The 25,726-nt window shown below is 37.8% G+C and carries 22 protein-coding genes; 11 read left to right on the forward strand and 11 right to left on the reverse strand.

What is annotated here, in order from left to right; genetic code table 11:
- Positions 1–52 precede the first annotated feature (52 nt).
- Positions 53–1,156: a DNA-processing protein DprA gene (gene dprA / locus Q0X89_RS01050; protein WP_297690755.1), complete on the forward strand. Its 1,104-nt coding sequence runs from the start codon at positions 53–55 to the stop codon at positions 1,154–1,156.
- Positions 1,157–1,316: 160 nt separating this feature from the next.
- On the opposite strand, the gene trpS is transcribed toward dprA, so the two are convergent.
- Complete coding sequence (gene trpS / locus Q0X89_RS01055) at positions 1,317–2,285, reverse strand: tryptophan--tRNA ligase (protein WP_297690756.1); 969 nt, start codon at positions 2,283–2,285, stop codon at positions 1,317–1,319.
- A gap of 69 nt (positions 2,286–2,354) precedes the next feature.
- Here trpS and Q0X89_RS01060 point away from each other — a divergent pair, with 69 nt between their 5' ends.
- Positions 2,355–3,104 (forward strand): 1-acyl-sn-glycerol-3-phosphate acyltransferase, encoded by a 750-nt coding sequence (locus tag Q0X89_RS01060; RefSeq protein ID WP_297690757.1) that lies wholly within the window; start codon positions 2,355–2,357, stop codon positions 3,102–3,104.
- A 127-nt stretch (positions 3,105–3,231) separates the two neighbouring features.
- On the opposite strand, the gene Q0X89_RS01065 is transcribed toward Q0X89_RS01060, so the two are convergent.
- The 4 genes from Q0X89_RS01065 to recA form a co-directional block, all read right to left on the reverse strand.
- A complete protein-coding gene (locus tag Q0X89_RS01065; protein WP_297690758.1) occupies positions 3,232–4,785 on the reverse strand; it encodes an outer membrane beta-barrel protein in 1,554 nt (517 codons plus the stop codon).
- A gap of 11 nt (positions 4,786–4,796) precedes the next feature.
- Positions 4,797–5,327 carry a sigma-70 family RNA polymerase sigma factor gene (locus Q0X89_RS01070; RefSeq protein ID WP_297690759.1) on the reverse strand — a complete coding sequence of 177 codons (531 nt, stop codon included), beginning with the start codon at positions 5,325–5,327 and terminating at the stop codon, positions 4,797–4,799.
- Between the two features lie 35 nt (positions 5,328–5,362).
- The gene (locus Q0X89_RS01075; RefSeq protein ID WP_297690760.1) at positions 5,363–5,779 is read right to left on the reverse strand and encodes a hypothetical protein; all 417 of its coding nucleotides are present in this window, start codon (positions 5,777–5,779) and stop codon (positions 5,363–5,365) included.
- Between the two features lie 90 nt (positions 5,780–5,869).
- The gene (recA, locus tag Q0X89_RS01080) at positions 5,870–6,877 is read right to left on the reverse strand and encodes a recombinase RecA (protein ID WP_297690761.1); all 1,008 of its coding nucleotides are present in this window, start codon (positions 6,875–6,877) and stop codon (positions 5,870–5,872) included.
- Positions 6,878–7,252: 375 nt separating this feature from the next.
- On the opposite strand from recA, the gene Q0X89_RS01085 reads away from it, so the two are divergent.
- The 8 genes from Q0X89_RS01085 (at position 7,253) to Q0X89_RS01120 (ending at position 16,040) form a co-directional block, all read left to right on the forward strand.
- Positions 7,253–8,284 carry a rhodanese-related sulfurtransferase gene (locus Q0X89_RS01085; RefSeq protein WP_297690762.1) on the forward strand — a complete coding sequence of 344 codons (1,032 nt, stop codon included), beginning with the start codon at positions 7,253–7,255 and terminating at the stop codon, positions 8,282–8,284.
- 216 nt (positions 8,285–8,500) lie between these two features.
- A complete protein-coding gene (locus tag Q0X89_RS01090; protein ID WP_297690763.1) occupies positions 8,501–9,664 on the forward strand; it encodes a regulatory iron-sulfur-containing complex subunit RicT in 1,164 nt (387 codons plus the stop codon).
- A complete protein-coding gene (locus Q0X89_RS01095) occupies positions 9,657–10,139 on the forward strand; it encodes a gliding motility lipoprotein GldH (protein ID WP_297690764.1) in 483 nt (160 codons plus the stop codon). The genes Q0X89_RS01090 and Q0X89_RS01095 overlap by 8 nt, the downstream gene beginning before the upstream one ends.
- A 3-nt stretch (positions 10,140–10,142) precedes the next feature.
- Entirely contained in the window at positions 10,143–12,497 is a 2,355-nt protein-coding gene (locus Q0X89_RS01100) for a transglycosylase domain-containing protein (protein ID WP_297690765.1), read from the forward strand.
- A gap of 115 nt (positions 12,498–12,612) precedes the next feature.
- Positions 12,613–13,314, forward strand: a complete 702-nt coding sequence (locus Q0X89_RS01105) for a CoA transferase subunit A (RefSeq protein WP_297690766.1) — start codon at positions 12,613–12,615, stop codon at positions 13,312–13,314.
- Positions 13,315–13,335: 21 nt separating this feature from the next.
- On the forward strand, positions 13,336–13,989 hold the full coding sequence (locus tag Q0X89_RS01110) for a 3-oxoacid CoA-transferase subunit B (protein ID WP_297690767.1): 654 nt from the start codon (positions 13,336–13,338) through the stop codon (positions 13,987–13,989).
- A gap of 351 nt (positions 13,990–14,340) precedes the next feature.
- On the forward strand, positions 14,341–14,871 hold the full coding sequence (locus Q0X89_RS01115; RefSeq protein WP_297690768.1) for a GNAT family N-acetyltransferase: 531 nt from the start codon (positions 14,341–14,343) through the stop codon (positions 14,869–14,871).
- An 11-nt stretch (positions 14,872–14,882) separates the two neighbouring features.
- Positions 14,883–16,040, forward strand: a complete 1,158-nt coding sequence (locus tag Q0X89_RS01120) for a serine hydrolase (RefSeq protein ID WP_297690769.1) — start codon at positions 14,883–14,885, stop codon at positions 16,038–16,040.
- Positions 16,041–16,078: 38 nt separating this feature from the next.
- On the opposite strand, the gene Q0X89_RS01125 is transcribed toward Q0X89_RS01120, so the two are convergent.
- The 6 genes from Q0X89_RS01125 to Q0X89_RS01150 all read right to left on the reverse strand — a co-directional run bounded on the left by Q0X89_RS01125 (position 16,079) and on the right by Q0X89_RS01150 (position 24,222).
- The gene (locus Q0X89_RS01125; protein WP_297690770.1) at positions 16,079–17,236 is read right to left on the reverse strand and encodes a methionine aminotransferase; all 1,158 of its coding nucleotides are present in this window, start codon (positions 17,234–17,236) and stop codon (positions 16,079–16,081) included.
- Between the two features lie 104 nt (positions 17,237–17,340).
- A complete protein-coding gene (locus Q0X89_RS01130; RefSeq protein WP_297690771.1) occupies positions 17,341–18,087 on the reverse strand; it encodes a succinate dehydrogenase/fumarate reductase iron-sulfur subunit in 747 nt (248 codons plus the stop codon).
- Positions 18,088–18,093: 6 nt separating this feature from the next.
- Positions 18,094–20,097, reverse strand: a complete 2,004-nt coding sequence (locus Q0X89_RS01135; RefSeq protein ID WP_297690772.1) for a fumarate reductase/succinate dehydrogenase flavoprotein subunit — start codon at positions 20,095–20,097, stop codon at positions 18,094–18,096.
- Positions 20,098–20,099: 2 nt separating this feature from the next.
- The gene (locus Q0X89_RS01140) at positions 20,100–20,768 is read right to left on the reverse strand and encodes a succinate dehydrogenase cytochrome b subunit (protein WP_297690773.1); all 669 of its coding nucleotides are present in this window, start codon (positions 20,766–20,768) and stop codon (positions 20,100–20,102) included.
- Positions 20,769–20,961: 193 nt separating this feature from the next.
- Complete coding sequence (locus tag Q0X89_RS01145; protein WP_297690774.1) at positions 20,962–21,357, reverse strand: DUF2721 domain-containing protein; 396 nt, start codon at positions 21,355–21,357, stop codon at positions 20,962–20,964.
- 15 nt (positions 21,358–21,372) lie between these two features.
- Complete coding sequence (locus Q0X89_RS01150; RefSeq protein WP_297690775.1) at positions 21,373–24,222, reverse strand: sialidase family protein; 2,850 nt, start codon at positions 24,220–24,222, stop codon at positions 21,373–21,375.
- A 187-nt stretch (positions 24,223–24,409) separates the two neighbouring features.
- On the opposite strand from Q0X89_RS01150, the gene Q0X89_RS01155 reads away from it, so the two are divergent.
- The gene (locus Q0X89_RS01155; protein ID WP_297690776.1) at positions 24,410–25,702 is read left to right on the forward strand and encodes an aminopeptidase P family protein; all 1,293 of its coding nucleotides are present in this window, start codon (positions 24,410–24,412) and stop codon (positions 25,700–25,702) included.
- The last annotated feature ends 24 nt before the right edge of the window (positions 25,703–25,726 follow it).

Genomic DNA, 25,726 nt, shown 5'->3' on the forward strand with positions numbered 1-25,726 from the left:
TTATTAACATAATATTTTGTGTAATTTGTGAATAACTAAAACTATTTTATAAATGACTAAGGATGAGTTAATTGCAGCACTTAGATTGCAAAATATCCCTCATATTGGTGATATAACAGCTAAAAAGCTGATTACTCATTGTGGCGGTCCAATAGCAGTTTTTACAGATAAAATGAAAAATCTGGCAAAAATTGAGGGAATTGGTACTGTAACCTTAAAAGGACTTCAAAACAGAAAATATCTTCAGGCAGCAGAACAAGAATATGAATTTATTCTTAAAAACAGAATATCCTATTCGTACTTTATGGATGTTGATTACCCAAAATACCTAAAACATTGCGTTGATGGCCCGATTCTGCTATTCAAAAAGGGCAATATTGAGCTCGAAAACAGAAAAATAATTAGCATAGTAGGTACACGGAATAGCACAAGTTATGGGAGGGACTTTTGTGAAGAATTCATAGCAAATATAGCGCCTTTGAATCCCGTAATTGTAAGTGGATTTGCCTATGGCATTGATATTTGCGCTCAACGAGCAGCACTGAAACACGGGCTTCAGACTATTGCATGTGTTGCGCATGGATTGAATCAAATATATCCAAAGGCACATCTTAAATATGTTGATGAAATAAGTAAAAATGGTGGATTTTTGACTGAATTCTGGAGTACAAGTAACCCGGATCGAGAGAATTTTTTGAAAAGAAACAGAATTATTGCGGGTATTAGCGAGGCAACAATAGTAATTGAATCTGCAGAAAAGGGAGGTAGTCTCGTCACAGCAGATATGGCAAATAATTATAATCGGGACGTATTTGCAGTCCCTGGGAGAGTAAAGGATAAATATAGTTTAGGATGCAATAATCTGATTAAGGCGCAAAAAGCACATATGCTTTCCTCAGCAGCAGATCTTATTTATTTAATGAATTGGCAATTGGAAGAATCAAATACTGCGCCTGTACAAAAACAGCTTTTTGTGGAATTGGATGAGAATGAGAAAATAATTTATTCCTTTTTGCAGAAAGATGGGCGTCAATTGATAGATCAAATAGCTTTGGAATGTCACTTGCCGGTATTTAAAACCGTATCCAGTCTTTTGACCATGGAAATGAAAGGAATGATACGACCTTTGCCCGGGAAAGAGTATGAAGCTATTTAGTTTTAATTAGACCGGGTAGTTTGTTTATTTCAAATGTATGATGCCCAAACCTTCTATTTAGTACGTTTATCGATAAAATGCACTAACTGGACTTAGGTTAGAAGGATTCTCTATTGGATAAAAAGCTGAATTACAAACCAGGTGGTCAGTAATAAGAAATCTAGTAGCCTACTTTATTCCTAACTCTTTCGAGAACTGAATTTGCCACTTTTTTGGCCTTTTCTGCACCAATTGATAATGCATCATCTACCTCATTAAGGTGGTTCATATAATAATCGAATTTTTCTCTGGGAGATTTAAACTTTTCAATGACTAATTCGTACAAAGCTTGTTTTGCATGCCCGTAACCATAATTTCCGTTTAGATAATTTGCGCGCATTTCGCTAATTTGATCGTCCGAGGCTAAAATTTTGTACAATGCAAATGTGGTATCCGTCTCAGGGTCTTTGCGATCTTCAAGTGATTTGCTATCGGTAATAATACGCATTACCTGTTTGCGCAGTTTCTTATCAGGTTGAAATATATCAATCAGGTTACCCTTACTTTTACTCATTTTCGCCCCATCCGTCCCCGGAATATACATTGTATCTTTTTGTACCTGTGCCTCCGGCATTACAAATGTCTCACCCATTTGAGCCTCAAACCGCGAAGCAACATCTCGCGTCATTTCTATATGTTGTAACTGATCTTTACCAACCGGCACAATATTGGCGTCATATAACAAAATATCAGCGGCCATTAACATAGGATAGGTAAATAACCCCGCATTGACGTCTCCCAGCCTGTCTGCTTTATCTTTGAAAGAATGTGCCAGGGTAAGACGTTGATAAGGATAAAAACAGCTTAAATACCATGCCAGTTGTGTTACTTGCGGAACATCACTCTGCCTGTAAAATACGGTACTTTCAATATCAAGCCCGAAAGCTAACCAGGTAGCAGCAGTTGCGTAGGTGTTGTGTCTTAACTCATCCCCATTTTTTATTTGAGTAAGTGAGTGCATGTCTGCAATGAACAGAAAAGAGTCATTTTCACGATCTTTAGCCATGTTTATCGCAGGTATAATTGCGCCAAGTATGTTTCCAAGGTGGGGAATTCCTGTACTTTGTATACCAGTTAAAATTCTTGCCATTTGATTTATATTACAGGGGCAAAAGTAAAAGAAATACGATTACCCTGCTAAAATTGTTATTTTTGATTTATGCGCTTACTTCTGCAAAAATTGGGACAAGTTCTCTATCGTATTTGGTTCTATATCCTGGTAAGCCTTCCAATTTTTGTCTTTTTCCCAATACTTCTTTTAACAACCTTATCAGAAAGGACATATTCTCAATTTTTTTGGCTGGCTCGAAATATATGGGCAAATTTTATTATTTACGGGATGTTTTGCTTTCCACGAATATCCTATGAGCAAAAGCTGGTAAAAGGCCAAAGTTATATGTTAGTAGCCAATCATACCAGTATGCTCGATATAATGATGATGTTAAAAACCAGTAAGAATCCGTTTGTTTTTGTGGGCAAGAAGGAGTTGGTAAATATTCCGGTTTTTGGATTTTTTTATAAACGTGTTTGTATACTGGTTGACAGGGAAGACAGCCGAAGCAGGAGTGCAGTTTATAGAAGGGCACAGAAAAGATTAAATCAAGGACTTAGTATTTGCATTTTTCCGGAAGGAGGTGTGCCCGAGGAGAACATAATACTCGATAAATTTAAGGATGGGGCCTTTAAAATGGCAATAGCCCATGATATTCCCGTAGTTCCAATTACTTTTTATGACAACAAAAAACGATTTCCGTTCACATTTTTCAGCGAAGGTCCGGGCATTTTAAGAGTAAAGGTCCATTCTTTTTTCGACACAAAAGGACTGAAAGAAAATCAGAAATCCGAATTACGGGAACAAGTGAGAACAATAATGCTAAAGGAGCTACAAGAGGAGCCAAATATCCCATAAATGCGGTAAATAACACCATATACCAAATGGTATTAAAATAGAATTACTTAATTTCTCTTGTGTAATGCTCGTTTAATATTTCCATTTTACTCATTAAGGAGAGTAGGCTATTCAATTATTAAAGGGTTTAAAATTTAAAATTAAGACCGGTATAGACCCCTATAGAGAATGGTTGAAAATCTCCTGCTGTTTGTGTAAACGTATTTAATTGATACTTGAACATCGGTTCCAGGTTCAATTGTAACATTGGGGAAAATTTATAATTTAGTCCAAAACCAATGTTCGTACTTAAATTCAAATCATTAATATTATTTGCCTCACCCATTTCAACAGTATTTCCATTAGCCTCAAGAACAACCGAATTAGAAACAAGGAAAAGTGAGCTTAATCCGCCTATAACATTTATTCCAAATTTCCGGTCAAGTAAGGCATAATTTAATTCTAAGGGCAATTCTATATAACCAAAATCCTGAATCATTCTTCCATTACGCGCAGGACTTTGAGCGGTAAATTCCAAACTAATTGTCTGCTGAGAAAGCTTGCTGTCCTCCATATTTCTAACAACTAAATTTCTTGAAGTAGACGCATAATTTATATTATCTATTTGATCATTCGTTGATGCCGTAAGTGAAGCCGAAAAAGAGATTTCATTTGTGTCATAGCCATAGTCCACTCTGTTGAGTCCTGAGCGAACGCTTAGCTTTTTGCTAATATCGTACGAGACCCTTAAGCCGTAACTAAGATTTACATTGCCACTCTTTGAATTAGCCACGAAATTGGAATGAATTGGCGAACCATTTCCAAAAGAATTAAAATAAACCGGCCCTAAAGTTGGTCCAACAGACCATCTATTGCTAATATTTTCAGCTACTTGTGTCTCCTGAGATTTTTCAATTTCGTCGTAAATAGACTTTTTACCCTTATCTGATTTTACATCTTCCTCCTCTTTTTCCTCAATTAAATTACCTGCACCACTTGCGATTGCAGTTTCTTTGAGACCAGTTTCGGTTTGGATAGTAGCCTTCTCGCTCTTAGCAGCTATAGGATCTTTATCAGGGGAATCTATTTTGGCGGCGATAGCAGTATTTTCATCTTTAGGATTCTGCTGAGCCTTATTTGTTTTGCTTGCCTCATCTTTCTTGGTATCGCCGGCTGTTCGTTCTGAAGGATCAGCTGCAACTGTTATTTCTGAGTCTGAAGGCCTGGTATTATTTGTATTCTCTTCTGTTTCTAAATTGTTATTTTCAGTTGTCGCAACAACAGAAGTCTCAACATCTGGTAATACCTTGGCGGCCCTGTTGTTGCTACTTGTAGGAGCTGAATTTTTTTCTTCTTTTAGCACATCAGATGATGTTACAACACTACTTCCATTTTCATTATCCTTGTCAGACAAAATAGGTTCAACATCTTTTACCTTTGAATTATCCAGGGAAGGAGAACTTTCAACATCCGTGATTATTTGTTCTGTCTTTTGAGCACCTTCAAAAGGGTTAAAAACGTAAAATGATACGGCTAAAATGGCCGCTACGCCTCCTAGTTTCCACCAAAGAGGAATAATAGGACGCGACTTTTTCTTTTTATCCAGTGAGGCAGCAATATCCTTCCAGACTTTTTCATCCGGAACTTCATTGAAGTCTTTCAACTTCTCCTGGAACAATTTATCAATATTTTCTTTTTTCATGGCTTAGGTAATTAAGCGATATTTATGTTTTCTTTCTTTATTTTGTCTTTTAAAATCATTCTGGCCCTGGCCAGGTTTGATTTTGATGTTCCCTCTGAAGTCCCTAATTGTTCACTTATCTCTTTGTGCGTAAACCCATCAAGGACATACATATTAAAGGTGAGTCTATATTTATTAGGAAGTTCCTGTATGTATCGCAGCAGTGTGGGGAGTTCAATATCCAGGAAATCTGAATCACTTTCGGTTTCTTCTGCGACATTATCATTTACTACTTTCAGATATTCTTCCTTTCTATATTTCTGCAGTACCGTATTAACAGTAATCCTTTTTATCCAGCCTTCAAAAGAGCCCTTAAATTTATACTGACCAATTTTATCATATATAATCATAAAACTGTCGTGGAGATTATCTTCAGCCTCCGTTTTATTGCGTGAGTATTTAAGGCAGATACCGAACAATATTTTTGCATAATTTCTATACAATTGTTCCTGCGCTATTCTATCTCCTCTTTTACAATTATGTATGAGTTCTTTCAGACTCAAAATATTGGTTAGATTAACAGACCTAAAATAGTAGATTATTGGGTTACAGGCACTTCAATTTCCAAATATTCTTGCTCGCCGTTTTCATCTTCTCCTGTCCAGAACCTAAAGAGGTAAGTATCTGTATAAAGGCAGACAAAGTTAAATGAACCTTCTACTTCAGCCCCTCCATCCACGCATTCCGGATCATCAAACTGAGATCCTATTGGGACAACATTTCTTGTTGTTTCTGCAATTGGGGTTACGTCAAAACCCTCAAAAGAGGCACAGCCATTAGGCAATAAATAAGTTACATTAATTTGATAGGTCTCATGCAGTGTAAATGATACGGGCAATTCCGCACTTACTACCTGGAGAGGAATAAAATAATAATTTGGTTCATCATCGCTCAAACTGCAAGAAGACAAAACAAATATGAATAATACGAAAAACAGGGAAACTACTCTTTTCATAATCATCTATTAAAATCTTTAATATTAGATGATAAGTTCAGACAAAGGTTGCTTATAAACCCAATAATATAGGAAAGATGAAATTCTAAATTATACTTTTACGGTATTAATTGCGTCTTTTATTTTACCTTCTAATTCTTCAAGCAGTTCCGGATTATCCGCCAGAAGGGATTTAACCGCATCTCTTCCTTGACCAAGTTTTGTGTCTCCGTAACTAAACCAGGATCCACTCTTTTTAATAATTTCATACTGTACTCCAAGATCCAGAATTTCACCAACTTTAGATATGCCTTCACCGTACATTATATCAAATTCTGCGGTTTTAAAAGGAGAAGCCACTTTATTTTTGACAACCTTCACCCTGGTTTTATTCCCCAGGACAGCACCTTCTGTATCTTTAATCTGGGTAGATCTGCGTATATCCAGTCTCACCGAAGCATAAAACTTTAAGGCGTTCCCCCCGGTAGTGGTTTCCGGATTTCCAAACATAACCCCTATTTTTTCCCTTAATTGATTTATGAAAATAACCGTACAGTGAGTTTTGCTGATAGAGCCTGTTAATTTTCTAAGTGCCTGTGACATCAATCTGGCGTGTAAACCCATTTTAGAGTCTCCCATCTCACCTTCAATTTCACTTTTTGGTGTTAGAGCTGCTACTGAATCTATGATCACTATATCTATCGCACCTGATCGAATTAAATTATCGGCAATTTCTAATGCCTGTTCACCATGATCGGGCTGTGAAATAATAAGGTTGTCAATATCGATGCCCAAATTCTTGGCGTAAAACCTGTCAAATGCATGCTCGGCATCAATAAATGCTGCAATACCACCATTTTTTTGAGCTTCAGCTATGGCATGTAAAGTAAGTGTGGTTTTACCAGAGGATTCAGGGCCGTATATTTCTATGACTCTTCCACGAGGATATCCGCCAACACCCAAAGCAATGTCTAAACCAAGTGAACCAGAAGGGATAACTTCTACATCCTCAACAACAGAGTCGCCCATTTTCATGACAGCGCCCTTGCCATATGTTTTATCCAGTTTATCTAGTGTAAGTTTTAATGCTTTAAGTTTTGCGTCTTTATTGTTGCTCATTTGTGATTTTCTATAAAATTAGGAAAGCTAAATTACCATTTCTTTTTTCATATAACAATGTCAAAAGCAACCTTTTTGGTATTCCCGCATCTCAGGTGTAAGTGTTCGTACTTAAACACAAAATATTCCATCGTTCCAATGAACTTTGGGCAATGGTGACCACATCCTTTTAGGTTAATCTATGAAAGAGAAAATTACTAAGGAGTGGCCCCTAAAGAGTCTTGAAAATTCAAGGCTCTTTTTTATTTGGAGCGGCCTGTCTCCGTAATATTTTGGACTATCAGCCTCAAAATCAATTGGTTTTCTCTTGTGCCAAAGCGGAATATGTTTAATTTTGCATACTATTATTTATTTAAACTTAATAATTAGTATAGCATGCAACTGTACAATACATTAAGTGCTAAAGAACGGGAGACCCTTATTGAGGAAGCCGGAAAAGAACGTCTGACGATTTCTTTTTATAAGTACGCACATATTCTTAATCCAAAATTATTCAGGAATTATTTATTTATTCATTGGAATGAACTGGATGTTCTGGGAAGGATCTATGTGGCGCCGGAAGGCATTAATGCCCAATTGTCTGTTCCGGCAGATAATTTCGAAAAGTTCAAAGCTCATATAGATTCTATTACATTTCTTGAAAATGTTCGCCTTAATATTGCCATAGAGCAGGATAATAAGTCCTTTTTGAAACTCAAGATTAAGGTTCGAAAAAAAATTGTAGCGGATGGTTTAAATGATGACACTTTCGATGTAACTAAAAAAGGAATACATGTAGATGCCACTCATTTTAACGAGTTAATAGACGACCCGAATACGGTATTGGTTGATATGCGAAATCACTATGAAAGTGAAATTGGCCATTTCAAAAATGCAATTACACCCGATGTGGATACCTTCAGAGACTCATTGGATATTATAGAAAAGGATTTGTCTGACTACAAGGAAGATAAAAACCTGGTCATGTATTGTACGGGAGGAATCCGATGTGAAAAGGCGAGTGCCTACTATAGGCATAAAGGATTTAAAAATGTATTTCAACTCGAAGGAGGGATTATAGAATATACCCGCCAGGTAAGAGCTAAGAATCTGGAAAATAAATTTCTGGGCAAAAATTTTGTATTCGATCACAGAAGAGGTGAACGAATAACAGAGGATATTATAGCCGTATGTCATCAATGTGGAGAATCTTGTGACACCCATGTTAACTGTGCCAATGAGGCTTGCCATCTTCTTTTTATTCAGTGTGAATCTTGTGCTGATAAAATGAATAACTGTTGTTCGGACCACTGTAAAGAAATTCATGAATTACCTTTTGAAGAACAAAAAAAACTTAGAAAGGGGAAAGTGGTTAGCAATAAAATTTTCAAGAAAGGCAGATCAGAAGTATTGAAATTTAAAAAATAACCATGCAGATTTTTTCCTGGTCATTAGCACAGAAGATTTTCACACTTTTGTTTTAAATCTTTCCTCTTTGTTATAAGATAAGAAGATGGATTAATTTCACACTATATTTCTCACTTTCCATCGGAGCAAAAAAGTACTATCTTTACCTTCAATAATTAATTATGAACCTTTTTTAGCAGATCCCACTTTTGGTTTTGCTAAACCAAGATATAAAATATGGGTTGTAACAGTTGTTCAACCGGCAAGGATGGACAGCCACGTGGATGCAAAAATAATGGGACTTGCGGCACAGATAGCTGCAATAAGTTGACTGTATTTGACTGGCTTTCTAATATGTCTCTGCCAAGTGGTTCTCAGCCATTTGATTGTGTTGAAATTCGATTTAAAAACAGTAGAAAAGAGTTTTTCAGAAACACAGAAAATATTTCCTTATCCATAGGTGATATTGTCGCCACCCAGGCTAAATCTGGCCATGACATTGGCATGGTCACATTAACCGGAGAATTGGTTAAGGTACAGATGAAGCGAAAGAAAGTTTCCGATTCTCAGGATGAAATCCCGAAAATTTATCGCAAGGCAACTCAAAAAGATATTGACAAATGGCAGCGATGCCGGGCGAAAGAAGAAGAGATAAAGAAACGCTCTCGTGAAATGGCAATTTTGTTAAAATTACAAATGAAAATCTCAGATGTAGAATTTCAGGGAGATGGTTCCAAGGCAACTTTTTACTATACTGCGGAAGAACGTGTTGATTTCAGACAATTGATTAAGGATATGGCTAAGGCCTTTGGCATTCGCATAGAAATGAGACAAATTGGCTATAGACAAGAAGCGCAGCGTTTAGGAGGTATTGGTTCTTGCGGGAGGGAATTATGTTGTTCAACCTGGTTGTCAGATTTCCGTTCGGTAAGTACTTCCGCAGCACGTTATCAACAGCTTTCACTTAATCCACAAAAATTAGCTGGCCAATGCGGGAAACTGAAATGTTGTTTAAATTATGAATTGGATCTTTATTTAGAGGCCCTGGAAGATTTCCCTTCTAATGACAGCAAATTATTCACTGAAAAAGGAATAGCCTTTTGTCAAAAAACAGATATTTTTAAAGGACTATTGTGGTACTCCTATAAGGATGATCCTTCTAATTGGCATACACTCACAAAAGAACAGGTTCAGGAGATACTGGATATGAATAAAGCTAAAAAACCTGTAATGAGCCTTGAGGAGTTTGCCGTTGAAAACTTTGAGGATGAGAAGTTAATCTTTGAAAATGTTGTAGGGCAAGATAGTCTCACCAGGTTCGATCGTCCGAAGCGGAAAAATAAGAGAAGCAAGAGTAAAAAGAGAAGTAGTAACAGAAAAAGACCAGCTAAAAATGCCTAAGAGGATTTTCTATTCAATTTTGGTTTTATTTATTTGGGCATGTAATAATAACTTGATTCATTCAGAATTTCAGCCAAATCCTGGTGGAATATGGACCAAAAGTGACACTAAGGAATTCAGTTTCACAGAAAATGACACCATTAACCCAAAAGACATATTTATTTCCATAAGAAATGATGATACTTTTCCTTACAGCAATTTATTTTTAATAGCAGATCTGAAGTACCCAAATGGTGATGTCCAAAGGGATACTCTGGAGTATGAAATGGCTATGCCAGATGGAAAATGGCTGGGGAAAGGATATGGTAGTATAAAAGAAAATAAACTTTGGTATAAGGAAAACATCATTTTTCCCGTTAAGGGCGTATATACTTTACAAATTTCCCATGCTATGCGAAAAAATGGAAACGCAGATGGGATCATGGAACTGGAAGGCATCACTGATGTTGGTTTCTTAATTGAAAAGCGTAAATAAGTTATGGCAAAAGCCCGGAAAAAAAATGTTTCTTCCAATTTTTCTAAGTTTATAAAATGGTTTTGGATTCTGTTTGCTTCAGGACTATTTATGATTTTTTTGATCTTTCTTTTGGCTTCATGGGGGTTTTTTGGAGAAATGCCAACTTTTGAACGACTAGAAAATCCGCAAACAAATTTAGCTACAGAGATCATCTCTTCAGATGGTAAAACCCTTGGTAAGTTTTATTTAGATGATAACAGAACTCCGGTTTCTTATGACGAGTTACCCCAAAATTTGGTTAATGCATTAGTTGCAACAGAAGATGCAAGATATTTTGAACATTCAGGGATAGACGCGAGAGGCACTTTGAGAGCTATGGTATTTCTAGGAGCGAAAGGAGGCGCCAGTACCATTTCTCAGCAATTATCTAAATTACTGTTTACCAAACGAATATCCGGCGGGGTTCCGGGCAGAATCATTCAAAAAGTAAAGGAATGGGTAATCGCAATACGCCTGGAAAGACAATATACCAAGGAAGAGATTATTGCCTGGTATTTAAACACCTATGACTTTATAAACAATGCAGACGGAATACGTTCTGCTTCCAGAATTTATTTTGGCAAGGAACCTAAGGATCTTAGGACCGAGGAGTCTGCAGTATTGGTTGGGATGCTAAAAAATTCTTCGCTATATAATCCTATAAGAAGAGAAGAACTCGTTTTAAACAGACGTAATACGGTACTGGGCCAAATGGCCAAATACGATTTTATCACGGAAGAAGAGAAGGATTCCCTGCAGGATTTAAAAATGGACATAAATTTCACCCCTGAATCTCATAGAGATGGCTTGGCTACCTATTTTAGGATGTATTTACAAGGATTTCTTAATGATTGGATTGACAAAAACCCAAGACCGGCAGCTGAAGGTGAAAGAGACCGATGGAATATATATTTAGACGGGCTTAAAGTATATACCACTGTTGATTACCGTATGCAGAAAAATGCTGAAGATGCAGTTAAGGAACATATGAAGAGACTTCAAAAAGAATTTTTTCATCAAAATACACCGGAAAGAAATAGTACAGCTCCATTTCTGGAACTGAATACTGAAGAGATAGACCGAATTATGGAGCGGGCTATGAAAACTTCTGAACGTTGGCGCATCATGAGTGACAATGGTAAATCTGAAAAAGAGATCAGGGCGTCGTTTAAGGAAAAAACTGAAATGACGGTATTTGACTGGAATAGGGAAACCCAGGAGAAGGATACCATTATGACCCCTTTAGATTCCATAAGGTATTACAAAACCTTTTTAAGGGCTGCAATGATGTCAATGGAACCCCAAACAGGTCACGTTAAAGCTTGGGTAGGCGGACTCAACTATAAACATTTTCAATACGACAATGTTATACAGGGGGCTAGACAGGCCGGTTCAACCTTTAAGCCATTTGTATATGCCGCTGCTATAGATCAATTAAGATTATCCCCCTGTGACTCACTGCCTGATAGTCAATATTGTATTGAAGCGGGAAAACATGGCAATCCGGAGCCTTGGTGTCCTAAGAATGCCGATGGTAAATATTCCGGAAATATGTATACATTAAAACGAGCCCTTGCAAACTCGGTGAACTCAGTTACTGCGCAATTAATTGACAGGGTGGGGCCAAAACCCGTAGTAGCCATTGCCAAGGACCTTGGAATAAAAGGAGAAATGCTTGAGGTGCCTTCAATTGCCCTGGGAACCCCTGATCTTAATGTATATGAAATGGTAGGAGCTTATGGGACTTTCGTTAATCAAGGTGTTTTTGTTAAGCCGGTTATGGTTACCAGAATAGAAGATAAGAATGGCACAGTACTATATGAATATGTTCCCGAAACAAAAGATGTACTAAGCAAAGAGGTAGCCTATGCAATGGTAAACTTAATGGAAGGCGTTACAAAAGGCGGCTCAGGGACCAGGCTAAGGCATTCTTCCAATATAGACCAAACGGTATATAAAGAAATAATCACAGGTTATCCATATGAGTTTACAAACCCGATTGCCGGTAAAACCGGAACAACACAAAATCAAAGTGACGGTTGGTTTATGGGAATGGTGCCCAATCTGGTGACCGGTGTATGGGTTGGCGGTGACGAAAGGGCAGTACATTTTAAAACAATAACTTATGGCCAGGGAGCTTCAATGGCATTGCCTATCTGGGCTTTATACATGAAAAGTAATTATGCAGATGAGGAATTAGGAGTTTCTATGGAGGAATTTCCGGTCCCGGAAGAGCTGACCATTAGTGTTGATTGCTCAAAAGAAACTGAAGAAACAATTGAGAAAGATAAACTAGACGATGATCTCGATGATGACCTTGATGATCTGGATTTTTAATAATTATCAATCTTTTTCAAGACATTTCGTTTTAAACTAATCCCGCTAAAAAGCGGGTTTTTTTATTTAAAAATGTATTTTAGTAGCTATAGGAAATAACCATATTTATTAGCTTATGATACGTAAAACGGTGGCCAATGTGCAGGAGGCATTACTTGGAGTAGAAGACGGAATGACCTTTATGCTGGGAGGTTTTGGTCTTTGTGGAATACCGGAAAATGCAATTTCGGAGCTTGTTCGCCTGGGGATAAAAGATATTACCTGTATAAGCAACAATGCGGGTGTTGATGATTTTGGTTTGGGCCTGTTGTTACAAAAGCATCAGATAAAAAAAATGATTTCCTCCTATGTTGGCGAAAACGAGGAATTTGAAAGGCAGATGTTGAGCGGAGAACTGGAAGTTGAATTAACACCACAAGGGACCCTTGCGGAAAAGTGCAGAGCTGCTCAAGCCGGATTTCCGGCGTTTTATACCCCCGCAGGTTACGGGACAGAAGTAGCGGAGGGCAAGGAAACACGGGACTTTAATGGTAAAAAGTATGTTCTGGAGCATGCCTTTGAGGCCAGTTTTGCATTCGTTAAAGCCTGGAAGGGTGATGAAGCGGGAAATTTAATTTTCAAGGGCACTGCCCGTAATTTTAATCCCTGTATGTGCGGTGCAGCTAATATAACAGTTGCAGAAGTGGAAGAACTGGTGCCCGCCGGAGGTCTTGATCCAAATGAAATTCATATTCCGGGGATATTTGTACAACGAATCTTTCAGGGAGAACACTATGAAAAAAGAATAGAACAACGGACTGTAAGATCGAGGAACTAAATACGAAGTAAGGAAAATATTATGCTGGATAAAATTGGTATTGCAAAAAGAATAGCCAGGGAGGTAAAAGACGGGTATTATGTTAATCTCGGTATTGGCATTCCAACCTTGGTAGCAAATTATGTCCGAGACGATATCAGCGTTGAATTTCAAAGCGAAAATGGTGTTTTAGGTATGGGTCCATTCCCGTATGAAGGTGAAGAAGATGCCGATATTATCAATGCTGGGAAACAAACCATTACAACATTGCCTGGTGCTTCCTTTTTTGATTCTGCAACTAGTTTTGGAATGATCCGTGGAAAACATGTTGACCTTACTATTCTTGGGGCTATGGAAATAGCTGAAAACGGGGATATTGCAAATTGGAAAATACCCGGGAAAATGGTTAAGGGTATGGGTGGAGCAATGGATCTTGTTGCATCGGCAGAGAATATTATTGTTGCCATGATGCATACTAACAAAAAGGGCGAATCAAAGCTGTTAAAAAAATGTTCACTGCCTCTTACCGGGGTGGGATGTGTAAAAAAAGTAGTTACCAATCTTGGTGTTCTGGAGGTTACCTCTAAAGGATTCCGTTTGCTTGAAAGGGCACCCGGTGTAACTATTGATACTATAAAACAAGCAACAGAGGGGTCTTTAATTGTTGAAGGTGATATTCCAGAGATGACCGTTTAACGATCATATTATACACTTTATCGACATATTGAAATTAGTTACTTATTTCACAACAATTTGGAGATGCTTCACAACAAATTTTTAGAGTCCTGAATCTTACACATTATCTTTAACTCATAATTTTTCAACCCCAAATCATATTTTATTAAATTTTAAAAGCTATGGACGCACAAATTAACCACAGACCTATTGAAGAAGAAATCCAGGTTTACCGAAACGAGTTTTTTAGCGGTATTATAATGCTGACCAGAAAATTGTTTATGTTTTAGTACATAATATCAGAATAAATTGAGAGGAGTAAAGCAATATGTTTTACTCCTTTTTTTATTTTCGTGGATATTATATACCGGCATGAATCTTCATTTGGCAAAATGTACTAATACCGACTTAGATAAACTTATTTCCATTTCCAGAGAGACATTTATTGAAGCCTTTGAAAAGCAAAATACCCCTGATGATTTTAAAGCCTATATGGAAAAAGCTTTTTCCAGAGAACAACTTTTAAATGAACTAGAAGATCCTCAGATGCATTTTTACCTGGTTCACTTGGAAGATGAGCCAATAGGATATTTTAAATTAAATGAAAATGAAGCCCAGGGAGATGTAAAGGATAAAGATTCTATCGAACTAGAAAGAATTTATGTAAAAAGCGCATTTCAGGGAAATAAGATAGGGCATTTTATACTGGATCATATTAAGCGTATTGCGACTAACAAAAACAAAAGTTACATCTGGCTCGGAGTTTGGAAGAAGAACAATAAAGCAATCAGATTCTATGAAAATAATGGATTTATAAGGTTCGGAGAACACCCTTATTACATAGGCAGCGATAAGCAAATGGATTGGCTAATGAAGCTGAATTTGATTACCTTGGAAAAATAAATTTATGAACAATGAAAGTAAAAACCCTTGCCTCAGCTTTTTTGTTATTTTCAATAAATACTGCAATAAGTCAGGAGGCGTATTATTTTCCAGAAAGAAATGCTACCTGGCAAGAACGCCCCCCATCCGCTTTTAAACTCAATGAAAAGAAACTTAACGAAGCAGTGAATTTTGCGAAAAGTAACGAATATTCGGGGTCAAGAGATTTGCGCATTGCAATTTTAAAGGGATTTGCTCACGAACCATTTCATCAAATTTCAGGTCCTACTAAAAAACGAGGAGGTCCGGCAGGGATAATATTGAAAAACGGTTACATTATTCAACAATGGGGTGATATAGAAAGGGTAGATATGACTTTTAGCGTTACCAAAAGTCTTTTATCTACGGTAGCCGGCCTTGCAGTAGACAATCATCTAATTCAAAGCACAGACGACAAGGTTTCTTCTTATATCTGGGATGGTACATTTGCGGGAGAACATAATAGCAAAATTAGCTGGAAGCATTTATTACAACAAAACTCAGATTGGTCCGGAGAACTGTGGGGAGGCAAGGATTGGGCAGACAGACCCCCGAAAGAGGGAGGACTGGACGATTGGAAATTCAGAAAACTCAATGAACCGGGCACAGTAATGGAGTACAATGATGTACGCGTAAATGTATTGGCTTATGCATTGACTCATGTATGGCGAAAGCCTGTTCCTGCTGTACTTAAGGAGTATTTAATGGATAAAATTGGTGCTTCAACTACCTGGCGGTGGTATGGTTATGACAATGCCTGGACTGTAATTGACGGAATAAAAATGAAATCCGTTACAGGGGGTGGTCATTCAGGGGCCGGGATTTTTATAAGTACTGAAGATATGGCTCGTTTTGGCCTGCTATTTCTTAATAATGGAAAATGGAACTCAGAACAGCTTCTTAGTGAGGCCTGGATAAAAGAGGCAATTACACCTTCGGCACCAAATCCTAACTATGGTTATATGTGGTGGCTTAATCAAAAGGGAGATCGGCAATGGAAGGGACTTTCAGAAGACATCTATTACGCCGCAGGTTTTGGGGGTAATTTTATTGTTATCGACAAGGCCAATAGCCTTGTAGTTGTCACAAGATGGCTGGAACCTTCCAAGATAGGAGATTTTATGGACCTGATACAGGATGCCATGGATTAGAAATAATGTTACTGCAATTTTATTTAATAAACAGCAGGCTAGATTGCTGTTATAATTTCGGCTGCCTTTAAAAGAGTTTCAGGAGTCTTTGCAAAACAAATCCGAATCTGTTTATTATCTACAAGATCTCTATTAAAAACTGAAATTGGGATAGTTGCAATCCCGAACTCTTTAGTGAGTCTTTCTGAAAAAGCAACATCGCTTTCGTCACTGATTTCTGAAAAATCCAATAGTTGAAAATAAGTTCCCTGGGTTGGGGTAAACTTGAATCTTGAATTTTGGATTGCTGTTAAAAACAAATCGCGTTTTTCCTGATAAAACCGGCCTAAATCCAAATAGCGGGCAGGTTCTTTCAGATATTCGGCCAGTGCCCGCTGAAATGGGTGATTAACACAAAACACATTGAATTCATGAATTTTCTGAAATTCTTTCATTAGTTCTGCAGGCGCTGCACAATAACCCATTTTCCATCCGGTTGCGTGAAAAGTTTTACCAAATGAGGCACAAACAAAGCTTCGAGATGCTAAATCAGGGTACTTGGAAGCACTTTCATGTGTGTTACTATCAAATACTATATGCTCATACACTTCGTCACTTAACAAGATAATATTTGTATCCTTAAGACAACTTTGGAGTTGTAACATATCAGAACTGGAAAATACCATCCCGCTTGGGTTATGTGGTGTATTAATAATCACCATCCTGGTTTTGTCATTGAGATGTGCTTTAAATACATCCCAGTCTATGGCATAATCCTTTCCCCTTAACTGAATTAAAACAGGAATCCCCCCATTTGTTTTAATTGCTGGCTCATAACAATCATAGGCCGGTTTAAGCACTATTACTTCGTCACCTGGCCAGACCATTGCAGAAATAGCAGTAAAAATTGCTTGAGTAGCTCCTACCGTTAAGGTTATTTCAGACTGTGGATGATAATTAGTCCCATACAAAAGAGAGATCTTTTCAGCTATAACCTCTTTAAGAGGATAGATACCACCTAAAGGCGCATATTGATTATACCCGTCTTTCATTGCTTTCGCAACCAATTCAATGAGTACAGGATCTGGTTCAAAATTGGGAAAACCCTGCGAAATGTTAATAGCATCATGCTCTTTTGCAAGTCGGCTCATTGTAGTAAATATCGATTCCGGCAGTTCTGGTAATTTTGAATTAATATTGTGTGCAGATGACTTCATAGGATAATAGTTATGGTAAAAATAGTAAAAAAGGCAGGGCATTATTCCAAATAAAAATCCCGGATAATACTACCCGGGATTCTATAAAGATGTACATTTCTAAATTAACCTTTTATAGAGGCACTTAAATACTCCCTGTTCATTCTGGCAATATTCTCCAATGAAATTCCCTTTGGGCATTCTATCTCACAAGCACCAGTATTAGTGCAATTTCCAAAGCCTTCCAGATCCATCTGGCGCACCATGTTTTGCACGCGTTCTGTAGCTTCAACACGTCCCTGCGGCAATAGTGCAAACTGGGATACTTTAGCTGAAGTAAATAACATTGCGCTGGCATTTTTACAAGCTGCCACGCATGCTCCACAGCCAATACAAGCCGCCGCGTTAAATGCCTTATCTGCATTCTCTTTTCTTATCGGGATGTTATTTGCGTCAACAGTTTTACCTGAAGTATTAACCGAAATAAAACCACCGGCTTGCTGAATGCGTTCGAACGCATTTCTATCCACAATCAAATCTTTGATAACCGGGAATGCTTTGGCTCTGAAGGGTTCAATTACAATGGTGTCACCATCTTTAAAACTACGCATATGCAGTTGGCATACCGTGATAAGCCTGTCAGGACCATGCGGACGCCCATTAATTTGAAGAGAACATGTCCCGCAAATACCTTCGCGGCAATCATGATCAAATTCGATAGGCACCTCACCTTTTGAAATTAAATCCTCATTTAATATATCCAGCATTTCAAGGAAGGACATGTCGCCTTCAATCCCATCCATGGTATAGTCTACTATTTTTCCTTTTGAGGAAGCATCTTTTTGACGCCATATTTTAAGATAAATCTTCATAGCTTTTTATTTATAGGAACGCGTCTTTACTTCAATATTTTCATAAACTAAATTCTCTTTATGCAATTTGGCGTCTTTTGGTTCTCCTTTATATTCCCAGGCCGACACAAATTTGAAATTTTCATCGTCACGTAATGCTTCTCCTTCAGGGGTTTGGTATTCTTCTCTAAAGTGACCTCCACAAGACTCATTCCGTACCAAGGCATCCATCGCAAAAAGTTCTCCAATTTCTAAGAAATCTGCCACACGTCCGGCTTTCTCCAATTCCTGATTTTTGTCATCTGCAGCTCCAGGGACTTTTACATTCTCCCAAAAATCTTTTCTCAAGGCAGCTATCTCTTTAATAGCATCCTTCAATCCTTCTGCATTACGAGACATACCACAATTATTCCACATGATCTTGCCCAATTTTTTGTGATAATAATCAACGGAATTAACTCCCTTTGCAGACATTAATCTATTGATCTTATCTAAAACATCCTTCTCGGCATTATCAAATTCTTCGGTATCCGTTGGTATAGGTCCTGTACGGATGTCATCGGCTAAGAAATCACCTATGGTGTATGGAAGCACAAAGTAACCATCTGCCAAACCTTGCATTAAAGCGGAAGCTCCAAGTCTGTTTGCTCCATGGTCACTAAAGTTGGCCTCGCCTGCGGCATAACATCCTGGAATAGTTGTCTGTAAATTGTAATCAACCCAAAGGCCTCCCATCGTATAATGCACAGCGGGGTATATCATCATAGGGGTTTTATATGGATTTTCATCCACAATTTTCTCATACATCTGGAACAAGTTGCCATATTTGGCTTCCACGACCTCTTCCCCAAGTTTTCTAATGTGGGCATCGTCCGCATCTTTTAGTCCGGTTGTAAGTGCTTTTTCACTTCCATATCGCATGATTGCCGCGTCAAAATCGAGATAAACTGCTTCTCCGGTTTTATTTACACCATATCCGGCATCGCAGCGTTCCTTAGCAGCCCTTGAGGCTACATCCCGTGGTACGAGATTTCCAAATGCAGGGTATCTGCGTTCTAAATAATAATCTCTGTCTTCTTCTTTTAATTGCGTTGGCTTTAATTTACCTTCCCTGATGGCCTTAGCATCCTCTAAATTTTTAGGCACCCATATACGTCCGTCATTCCTAAGAGACTCAGACATTAGAGTAAGTTTTGACTGATGTTCTCCTGAAACCGGGATGCATGTAGGATGGATTTGCGTGTAGCAGGGATTTGCAAAGAATGCACCTCTGCGATGTGTTCTCCATGCAGCCATTACATTGGCCCCCATACAATAGGTAGAGAGAAAAAATAAATTACCATATCCACCAGAAGCTATTACAACCGCATGAGCAGAGTGACGCTCAATTTCTCCTGTGACCAGATCTCTTGCAATAATCCCCCTGGCTTTGCCATCAACAAGAACCAAATCAAGCATTTCATGTCTTGTATATGATTTAATTTTGCCTCGATGTATTTGCCGGTTCATTGCAGCATAGGCACCTAATAAAAGTTGCTGACCTGTTTGACCCTTCGCGTAAAAAGTCCTGGAAACCAGAACTCCACCGAAAGATCGGTTATCTAAAAGACCTCCATAATCACGGGCGAAGGGCACTCCCTGAGAAACACATTGATCAATAATATTACCAGATACTTCTGCTAGACGATAAACATTGGCCTCACGAGACCTGTAGTCACCACCTTTTACGGTATCGTAAAATAGTCTGTAATCACTATCTCCATCTCCCTGATAATTCTTTGAAGCATTTATTCCGCCTTGTGCGGCAATAGAGTGCGCTCTTCTGGGAGAATCCTGGTAACAAAATGTTTTAACATTGTACCCTAGTTCTGCAAAAGAAGCAGCAGCAGAACCACCGGCCAGACCAGTACCCACGACAATAATGTCAATATTTCTTTTATTGGCTGGGTTTACTAAATTTATTTCATTTTTATGTTTTGTCCATTTCTCAGCCAATGGCCCTGATGGAATTTTTGAATCTAGAATGCCCATAATTAATGCGTTATTGGGTTAAGATGATGATATATAGCAATAAAGACAAATACCAAGGGAATTACTATTGCATAGATTTTAGTAAATGATTTGATAGATGGTGTATATTTATTGTTTACTCCCATACTTTGAAAAGATGAAGCAAAGCCATGCCATAAATGAAGACTTAGTAATGCAAAAGAAATTACATAAATGACTGTTCTCCAAATGGGAGCAAATTTTTCCACGGTTTCACGATAATAGCGTGTAGGATCTTCAGGATTAACCTCTATATATTTATAGGTCATTTCATGAATCCAAAAGTCATAGAAATGCAAACCGAGAAAGGCAAGCACAACAAGGCCGGTTATTATCATATTCCGTGAAACCCATGGAGCATTCGCAGCACCATTGAATTTGGTATATTTAATTGTCCGCGCCCCCATATTTTGAAACTCAAGAACTATTCCCATTACAAAATGCACAATAACACCAAGTATTAAAATGGGCTGCATTATGTATTGCACTAATCCATTATATCCCATAAAATGGGACCATTGGTTAAAAGTGTCGGGCGAAATTACGGAGGTGAAATTAATGGTTACATGAAGTGCCAAAAACAATACCAAAAAAAGACCCGAAAGTGCCATTACCACCTTCCGGGCTATGGACGATTTAATCAGTGAACTCATTAGTTATAGTTTAGGGCAGCAAATTTAAGCCAAGAGCGAATCATTAACAAATTTCAGGACCTAATAGAATGGAATTTATATCGATTTTAAGCAAATAGCAAGAGGTTTGCCAACTTTAAAAGATAAAACTGTTATTTTGCCAATAAATAAAAGGGCGAAATTGAATTATAAATTACAATGAATACCTTTATTTCTAAGTTTTGTCTCCCATATCTGACAATTGAATTTTGAGGGAATTCGTAGAGAGTTGGACTTCAATTAAAGATAAAATCAAAGAAATCATAAGAGCAAGTAAGCTAATGCCGAAGATGAGGTTGGCCCAGAATTCTTGTTCAATATAGATAAGGAACATAGTAATGGCACTAAAGAGGAAACTCAGTATTGCAACGGCCTGCATGTTCTTAATAATTCTAAGTCGTCTTTCTAATTGACGCACTTGTATCCCTAATCCACGGGATGCTTTTTCCTGATATTGCTTGTGCAACTGACGTATGAGCGCTGCAATTGCCAGATATCGTGCATTATAGGCTAACATGCTTAATGAAATAGCAGGGAATAATAGAGCCGGAATACTTAGTGTTAGTTGCATATATAGATTTAAGGTTTATTCAATTTTGAAATAAATTTTTTCACTTACCGTATCTGAAGAAATTTCAACCCCATACTCACCTATTGGTAAATAGGTTTTGCCATCCTTTGCAGTTTTTAGTTTCACTTTGTTTTTTTTCAAATAAGCTAGTTTTCCTTTTTTGGAAAATGCTACATCAAAAGACATAACATTTAAGCCCTTGTCTGTCTTAAGTACGGATTCACTAACTACTGTATTATCCGAAGAATATACTTTTACAGAATAAGTCGCTGAATTTTTTGAGTATACTACAATATCCAATCCGGGAGTATCTGGTTTGGACCAGGAACTATATGGATTACCCCAGCTTTGAGAGTGTTTAATGTTATCGGGTTTAAAAACATGCAATTCTTTAGCTAGGATTCCCTTGTTCATTTCCTGCAAACTTGAAATATTTACCTTGTAGATACTTCTGCCATGGGTCCCAACCAACAGGTCTTTGGCCTCTGGTTGAATTACCAAATCGTGCACAGCAACCCCGGGAATACCGCTTTGAAAAGATTCCCAGGAATCACCCTGATTGATAGACATGTATAGTCCATTGTCTGTACCTATAAACAAGAGATTTTCATTTTCAGGATCTTCAATGATTATATTAACAGGCGAAGCAGGGATGTTGGATGCGATATTTTTCCAGGAATTACCATAGTCATTACTCATATAAATATAAGGAGTAAAATCATCTTTTCGGTAGCCGTTAAGAGTTAGGTAAACCCGCTCTTTTTTGTGTTTCGATGCCACAACTCTGCTAATCCAGAGATTTTGAGGAAGTTCAGCAGATATCAAATCCCAGCTACTACCACTATTTTTTGATAGATGAACGAGACCGTCATCACTCCCGGTATAAATCAAACCAAATTTTAAAGGAGATTCACTAATCGCAGATATAGTTCCAAAGGGGACATTCCCTTTTTTTCCTCCACGTGTAAGATCCCCGGAGATGATCTCCCAGTTATCTCCCTGATCGAGTGATCGATGAAGATAGTTACTTCCTAAATAAAGAATATCCTGATTATGTGAGGATAGCACTATGGGCGTTTGCCAATTAAAGCGATATGCCTGCTCACCAAGTTCATGCCTTGGTTTTATGCTGGTGGATTTATCTTCATTCAAGTCAAGACGATAATAATTGCCAAATTGAAATCCGCTGTAAACAATATTTGAATTCCTTTTGTCTATTTGAACCTGCATCCCATCGCCCCCGAGAATCCTTTTCCAGGGGTATTGTCCGGTCTGATGCCATTTGCTATTCTCCACAGAATTATTGGCCCCTTTCCACACACCGTTATCCTGAAGGCCTCCATATACATTATAAGGTTTTTCATAGTCAATATTAATGGTATAGAATTGACCTACGGCCGGGTTGTTATTTTTAATCCAATTCGCTCCGTCATCATAGGAGATATTTACTCCCCCATCATTTCCATTAATCAGGTGTCCGGGTTTTTGAGGATTTACCCATAGCGCGTGATGGTCCACATGTACATTATCCCCATTAATTGAAACAAAGGTTTTACCGCCATCATCGGACTTTATTAGCGGAACACCGCCCGTGTAAATTTTATTTTTATCAGATGGATCTACTCTGACCTGTGCAAAATAGTACCCAAAGCTGTAATAAAGATCATCGAGATATTTTTCATTTCTTTTGCTCCAGCTTATGCCCCCATCTTCACTTCTGTATATTTCAGCACCAATAACCGGGGTATCAACTAAAGTGGCATTGGGGTTTTCAAGATAGCTGGCGAGATCCTGAGGTTTAGCTGTACCATTTTGAATAAGCTGTTTTACATTCTCAGCTTCATATTTTTTGGGAAACCCATTTCTTTTCAGGTACTGATTAAGTTCCTTATTATCCAGTTTTAGAAAAGTATCAACATTCATAGACTTAAACATATCTTTAGTAAGTCCGTCGGTTTTTTCAGGATCAATTTCCTTCTTACTTCTTCGAAACTGATTATCCAGAACCGCATACAGGGTATTTTCATCATATACCGCCAGCCCAATCCGACCTACATTTTCCCCTGTCGGGAATCCACTGTCAGTACCACTAATTTTGGTCCAGTTTGTACCCCCATCAATACTTTTATATATCCCGGAACCGGTGCCATTACCTTTAAAATTCCAGGCTTTTCGATCTTTTTCCCAGGCTGCGGCATACATAATATTAAAATTCCCAGGGACAAAGGCCAAATCAATTATACCAGTGGAATCATTTATATACAAGGATTGTTCCCAGGTGGCACCTCCATCGGAAGTTTTATAAATGCCTCGCTCTTCATTTTTTGTATACAAATGACCCGTTACACCCACTACCAACTCGTTTGGATTATCTGGATTTATAACAATCCGTCCAATATGTTGTGAATCCAGAAGGCCCATATTTGTCCAGGATTTACCCATATCCTCTGATTTAAGGACACCTATTCCGGCATAAGATGAACGAGAAGCGTTGTTTTCACCAGTTCCTACCCAAATGGTCCCGGAATTCCAATGGACTGCAATATCCCCAATATTTTGTGTGGCTGAATTATCCATAACAGGCGAAAATGTGGTTCCGTTATTATTTGTATGCCATAAGCCTCCAGAGGCATAGGCTACAAAAAATTCAGTGGGATCATCGGGATTTACATCAAGATCTACAACTCTTCCGCTCATTATTGTAGGTCCAATACCAGAGAAAGAAATATTCTTAACAAGGGAATTAGCTTCCATTTGTTTTTTTAGCTCCAGGGCCTCTTTAATATTTTGGGACTGAGCTGATACAGATGGCGCTGTACAAATCAAAAAAAAGACAAATAGTATTTGTGACAGATTTAATCTCATGGGTTTTTATATAGATATTAATACGTGAAAATATGAAATTGGAGTTGTGGAGACAAGAATAAGCTAATAGACTTCAGATTGCTTATTTATTTGATTAGGAATTATTGAAGTATAAATAGGTATTAATATGTCTTCCTATTTGAAGTGATGGTGCTTATGCTTATTTTTGAGCAAAGTACTTCGTTTTATGAAATATGAACAAATAGACAGCGAGCTGTTCAAAAAAAATCGGGCTAAATTCATGGCTCAAATGAAGCCCAAGAGTATTGCCATTTTTAATTCCAATGATATTTATCCTATTAGTGCAGACAGTACGATGCCCTTTCAGCAGCATAGGGATATTTTATATCTCAGTGGTGTAGATCAGGAAGAATCTATCCTTTTACTTTTCCCGGATGCCATTGACAAAAAAAATAGGGAGATATTATTTGTAAGGGAAACAAACGAGCATATAGCAATTTGGGAAGGAGCAAAATTAGATAAGGAACAAGCCACTGCTGTTTCCGGGATAGAATCTGTGCATTGGTTAACAGAATTCGACAAGGTATTTTTTGGTCTAATGACTGAAGCGGAATGTATTTATTTTAATACTAACGAGCACTACAGGCAATCAGTAGAGACTCAAACAAGAGAAGACCGTTTTATTATAAAATGCAAGAAAGAATTTCCAGCGCATAGTGTGGCCAAGAGTAATCCTATTTTACAACAGATCAGGGGCGTAAAAGAAGCAAAGGAGATTAAACTAATCCAGCATGCTTGTAATATTACAGAAAAGGGTTTTCGTCGCGTATTAAAATTTATAAAACCCGGTATTTGGGAGTACGAATTAGAAGCCGAATTTCTACACGAATTTATTAGAAACCGCTCAAAGGGATTCGCTTATACTCCAATACTAGCGTCAGGCAATAATGCGAATGTTTTGCATTATATTGAAAATAACAATCAATGCAAAGATGGAGATCTTATCCTGATGGATGTAGGTGCTGAATATGCAAATTATGCAAGTGATATGACCAGGACCATTCCGGTTAACGGCAAATTTTCTAAAAGGCAACGTGAAGTTTATGAAGCTGTACTCCGTGTTAAGAATGAGGCCACTAATATGTTGGTGCCTGGTACGCTATGGGCAGATTATCATGTTGAAGTAGGAAAGCTAATGACATCTGAACTACTTGGGCTGGGATTACTTGACAAAGAAGATGTTCAAAAAGAAAATAAAGACTGGCCCGCCTATAAAAAATACTTTATGCACGGCACGAGTCACCATATGGGATTAGATACTCACGACTATGGTGCTTTAAAGACACCCATGAAATCTAATATGGTTTTTACAGTAGAACCTGGCATTTATATTCCGGATGAAAAAATGGGAATTCGTCTTGAAGATGATGTGGTTATTACGGAAAAAGGATCTCCCTTCAATCTAATGCGGGATATCCCGATTGAAATTGATGAGATAGAAGATCTTATGAATAGCTAATTTAGAAAACCAGTTCTGGTTGAT

The sequence above is a fragment of the uncultured Eudoraea sp. genome (assembly GCF_947258525.1).
Taxonomy (GTDB): Bacteria; Bacteroidota; Bacteroidia; order Flavobacteriales; family Flavobacteriaceae; genus Eudoraea.

Bases quoted from the DNA above. Each gene is read 5' to 3' on its own strand.
- Q0X89_RS01150 (WP_297690775.1), bottom strand. From the start codon at position 24,222: ATGAGATTAAATCTGTCACAAATACTATTTGTCTTTTTTTTGATTTGT.
- Q0X89_RS01065 (WP_297690758.1), bottom strand. From the start codon at position 4,785: ATGAAAAAAGAAAATATTGATAAATTGTTCCAGGAGAAGTTGAAAGAC.
- Q0X89_RS01140 (WP_297690773.1), bottom strand. From the start codon at position 20,768: ATGAGTTCACTGATTAAATCGTCCATAGCCCGGAAGGTGGTAATGGCA.
- Q0X89_RS01120 (WP_297690769.1), top strand. From the start codon at position 14,883: ATGAAAGTAAAAACCCTTGCCTCAGCTTTTTTGTTATTTTCAATAAAT.
- Q0X89_RS01110 (WP_297690767.1), top strand. From the start codon at position 13,336: ATGCTGGATAAAATTGGTATTGCAAAAAGAATAGCCAGGGAGGTAAAA.
- recA (WP_297690761.1), bottom strand. From the start codon at position 6,877: ATGAGCAACAATAAAGACGCAAAACTTAAAGCATTAAAACTTACACTA.
- Q0X89_RS01060 (WP_297690757.1), top strand. From the start codon at position 2,355: ATGCGCTTACTTCTGCAAAAATTGGGACAAGTTCTCTATCGTATTTGG.
- Q0X89_RS01085 (WP_297690762.1), top strand. From the start codon at position 7,253: ATGCAACTGTACAATACATTAAGTGCTAAAGAACGGGAGACCCTTATT.
- Q0X89_RS01130 (WP_297690771.1), bottom strand. From the start codon at position 18,087: ATGAAGATTTATCTTAAAATATGGCGTCAAAAAGATGCTTCCTCAAAA.
- Q0X89_RS01105 (WP_297690766.1), top strand. From the start codon at position 12,613: ATGATACGTAAAACGGTGGCCAATGTGCAGGAGGCATTACTTGGAGTA.
- Q0X89_RS01155 (WP_297690776.1), top strand. From the start codon at position 24,410: ATGAAATATGAACAAATAGACAGCGAGCTGTTCAAAAAAAATCGGGCT.
- Q0X89_RS01100 (WP_297690765.1), top strand. From the start codon at position 10,143: ATGGCAAAAGCCCGGAAAAAAAATGTTTCTTCCAATTTTTCTAAGTTT.
- Q0X89_RS01090 (WP_297690763.1), top strand. From the start codon at position 8,501: ATGGGTTGTAACAGTTGTTCAACCGGCAAGGATGGACAGCCACGTGGA.
- Q0X89_RS01075 (WP_297690760.1), bottom strand. From the start codon at position 5,779: ATGAAAAGAGTAGTTTCCCTGTTTTTCGTATTATTCATATTTGTTTTG.
- Q0X89_RS01115 (WP_297690768.1), top strand. From the start codon at position 14,341: ATGAATCTTCATTTGGCAAAATGTACTAATACCGACTTAGATAAACTT.
- Q0X89_RS01135 (WP_297690772.1), bottom strand. From the start codon at position 20,097: ATGGGCATTCTAGATTCAAAAATTCCATCAGGGCCATTGGCTGAGAAA.
- Q0X89_RS01145 (WP_297690774.1), bottom strand. From the start codon at position 21,357: ATGCAACTAACACTAAGTATTCCGGCTCTATTATTCCCTGCTATTTCA.
- Q0X89_RS01095 (WP_297690764.1), top strand. From the start codon at position 9,657: ATGCCTAAGAGGATTTTCTATTCAATTTTGGTTTTATTTATTTGGGCA.
- dprA (WP_297690755.1), top strand. From the start codon at position 53: ATGACTAAGGATGAGTTAATTGCAGCACTTAGATTGCAAAATATCCCT.
- trpS (WP_297690756.1), bottom strand. From the start codon at position 2,285: ATGGCAAGAATTTTAACTGGTATACAAAGTACAGGAATTCCCCACCTT.
- Q0X89_RS01125 (WP_297690770.1), bottom strand. From the start codon at position 17,236: ATGAAGTCATCTGCACACAATATTAATTCAAAATTACCAGAACTGCCG.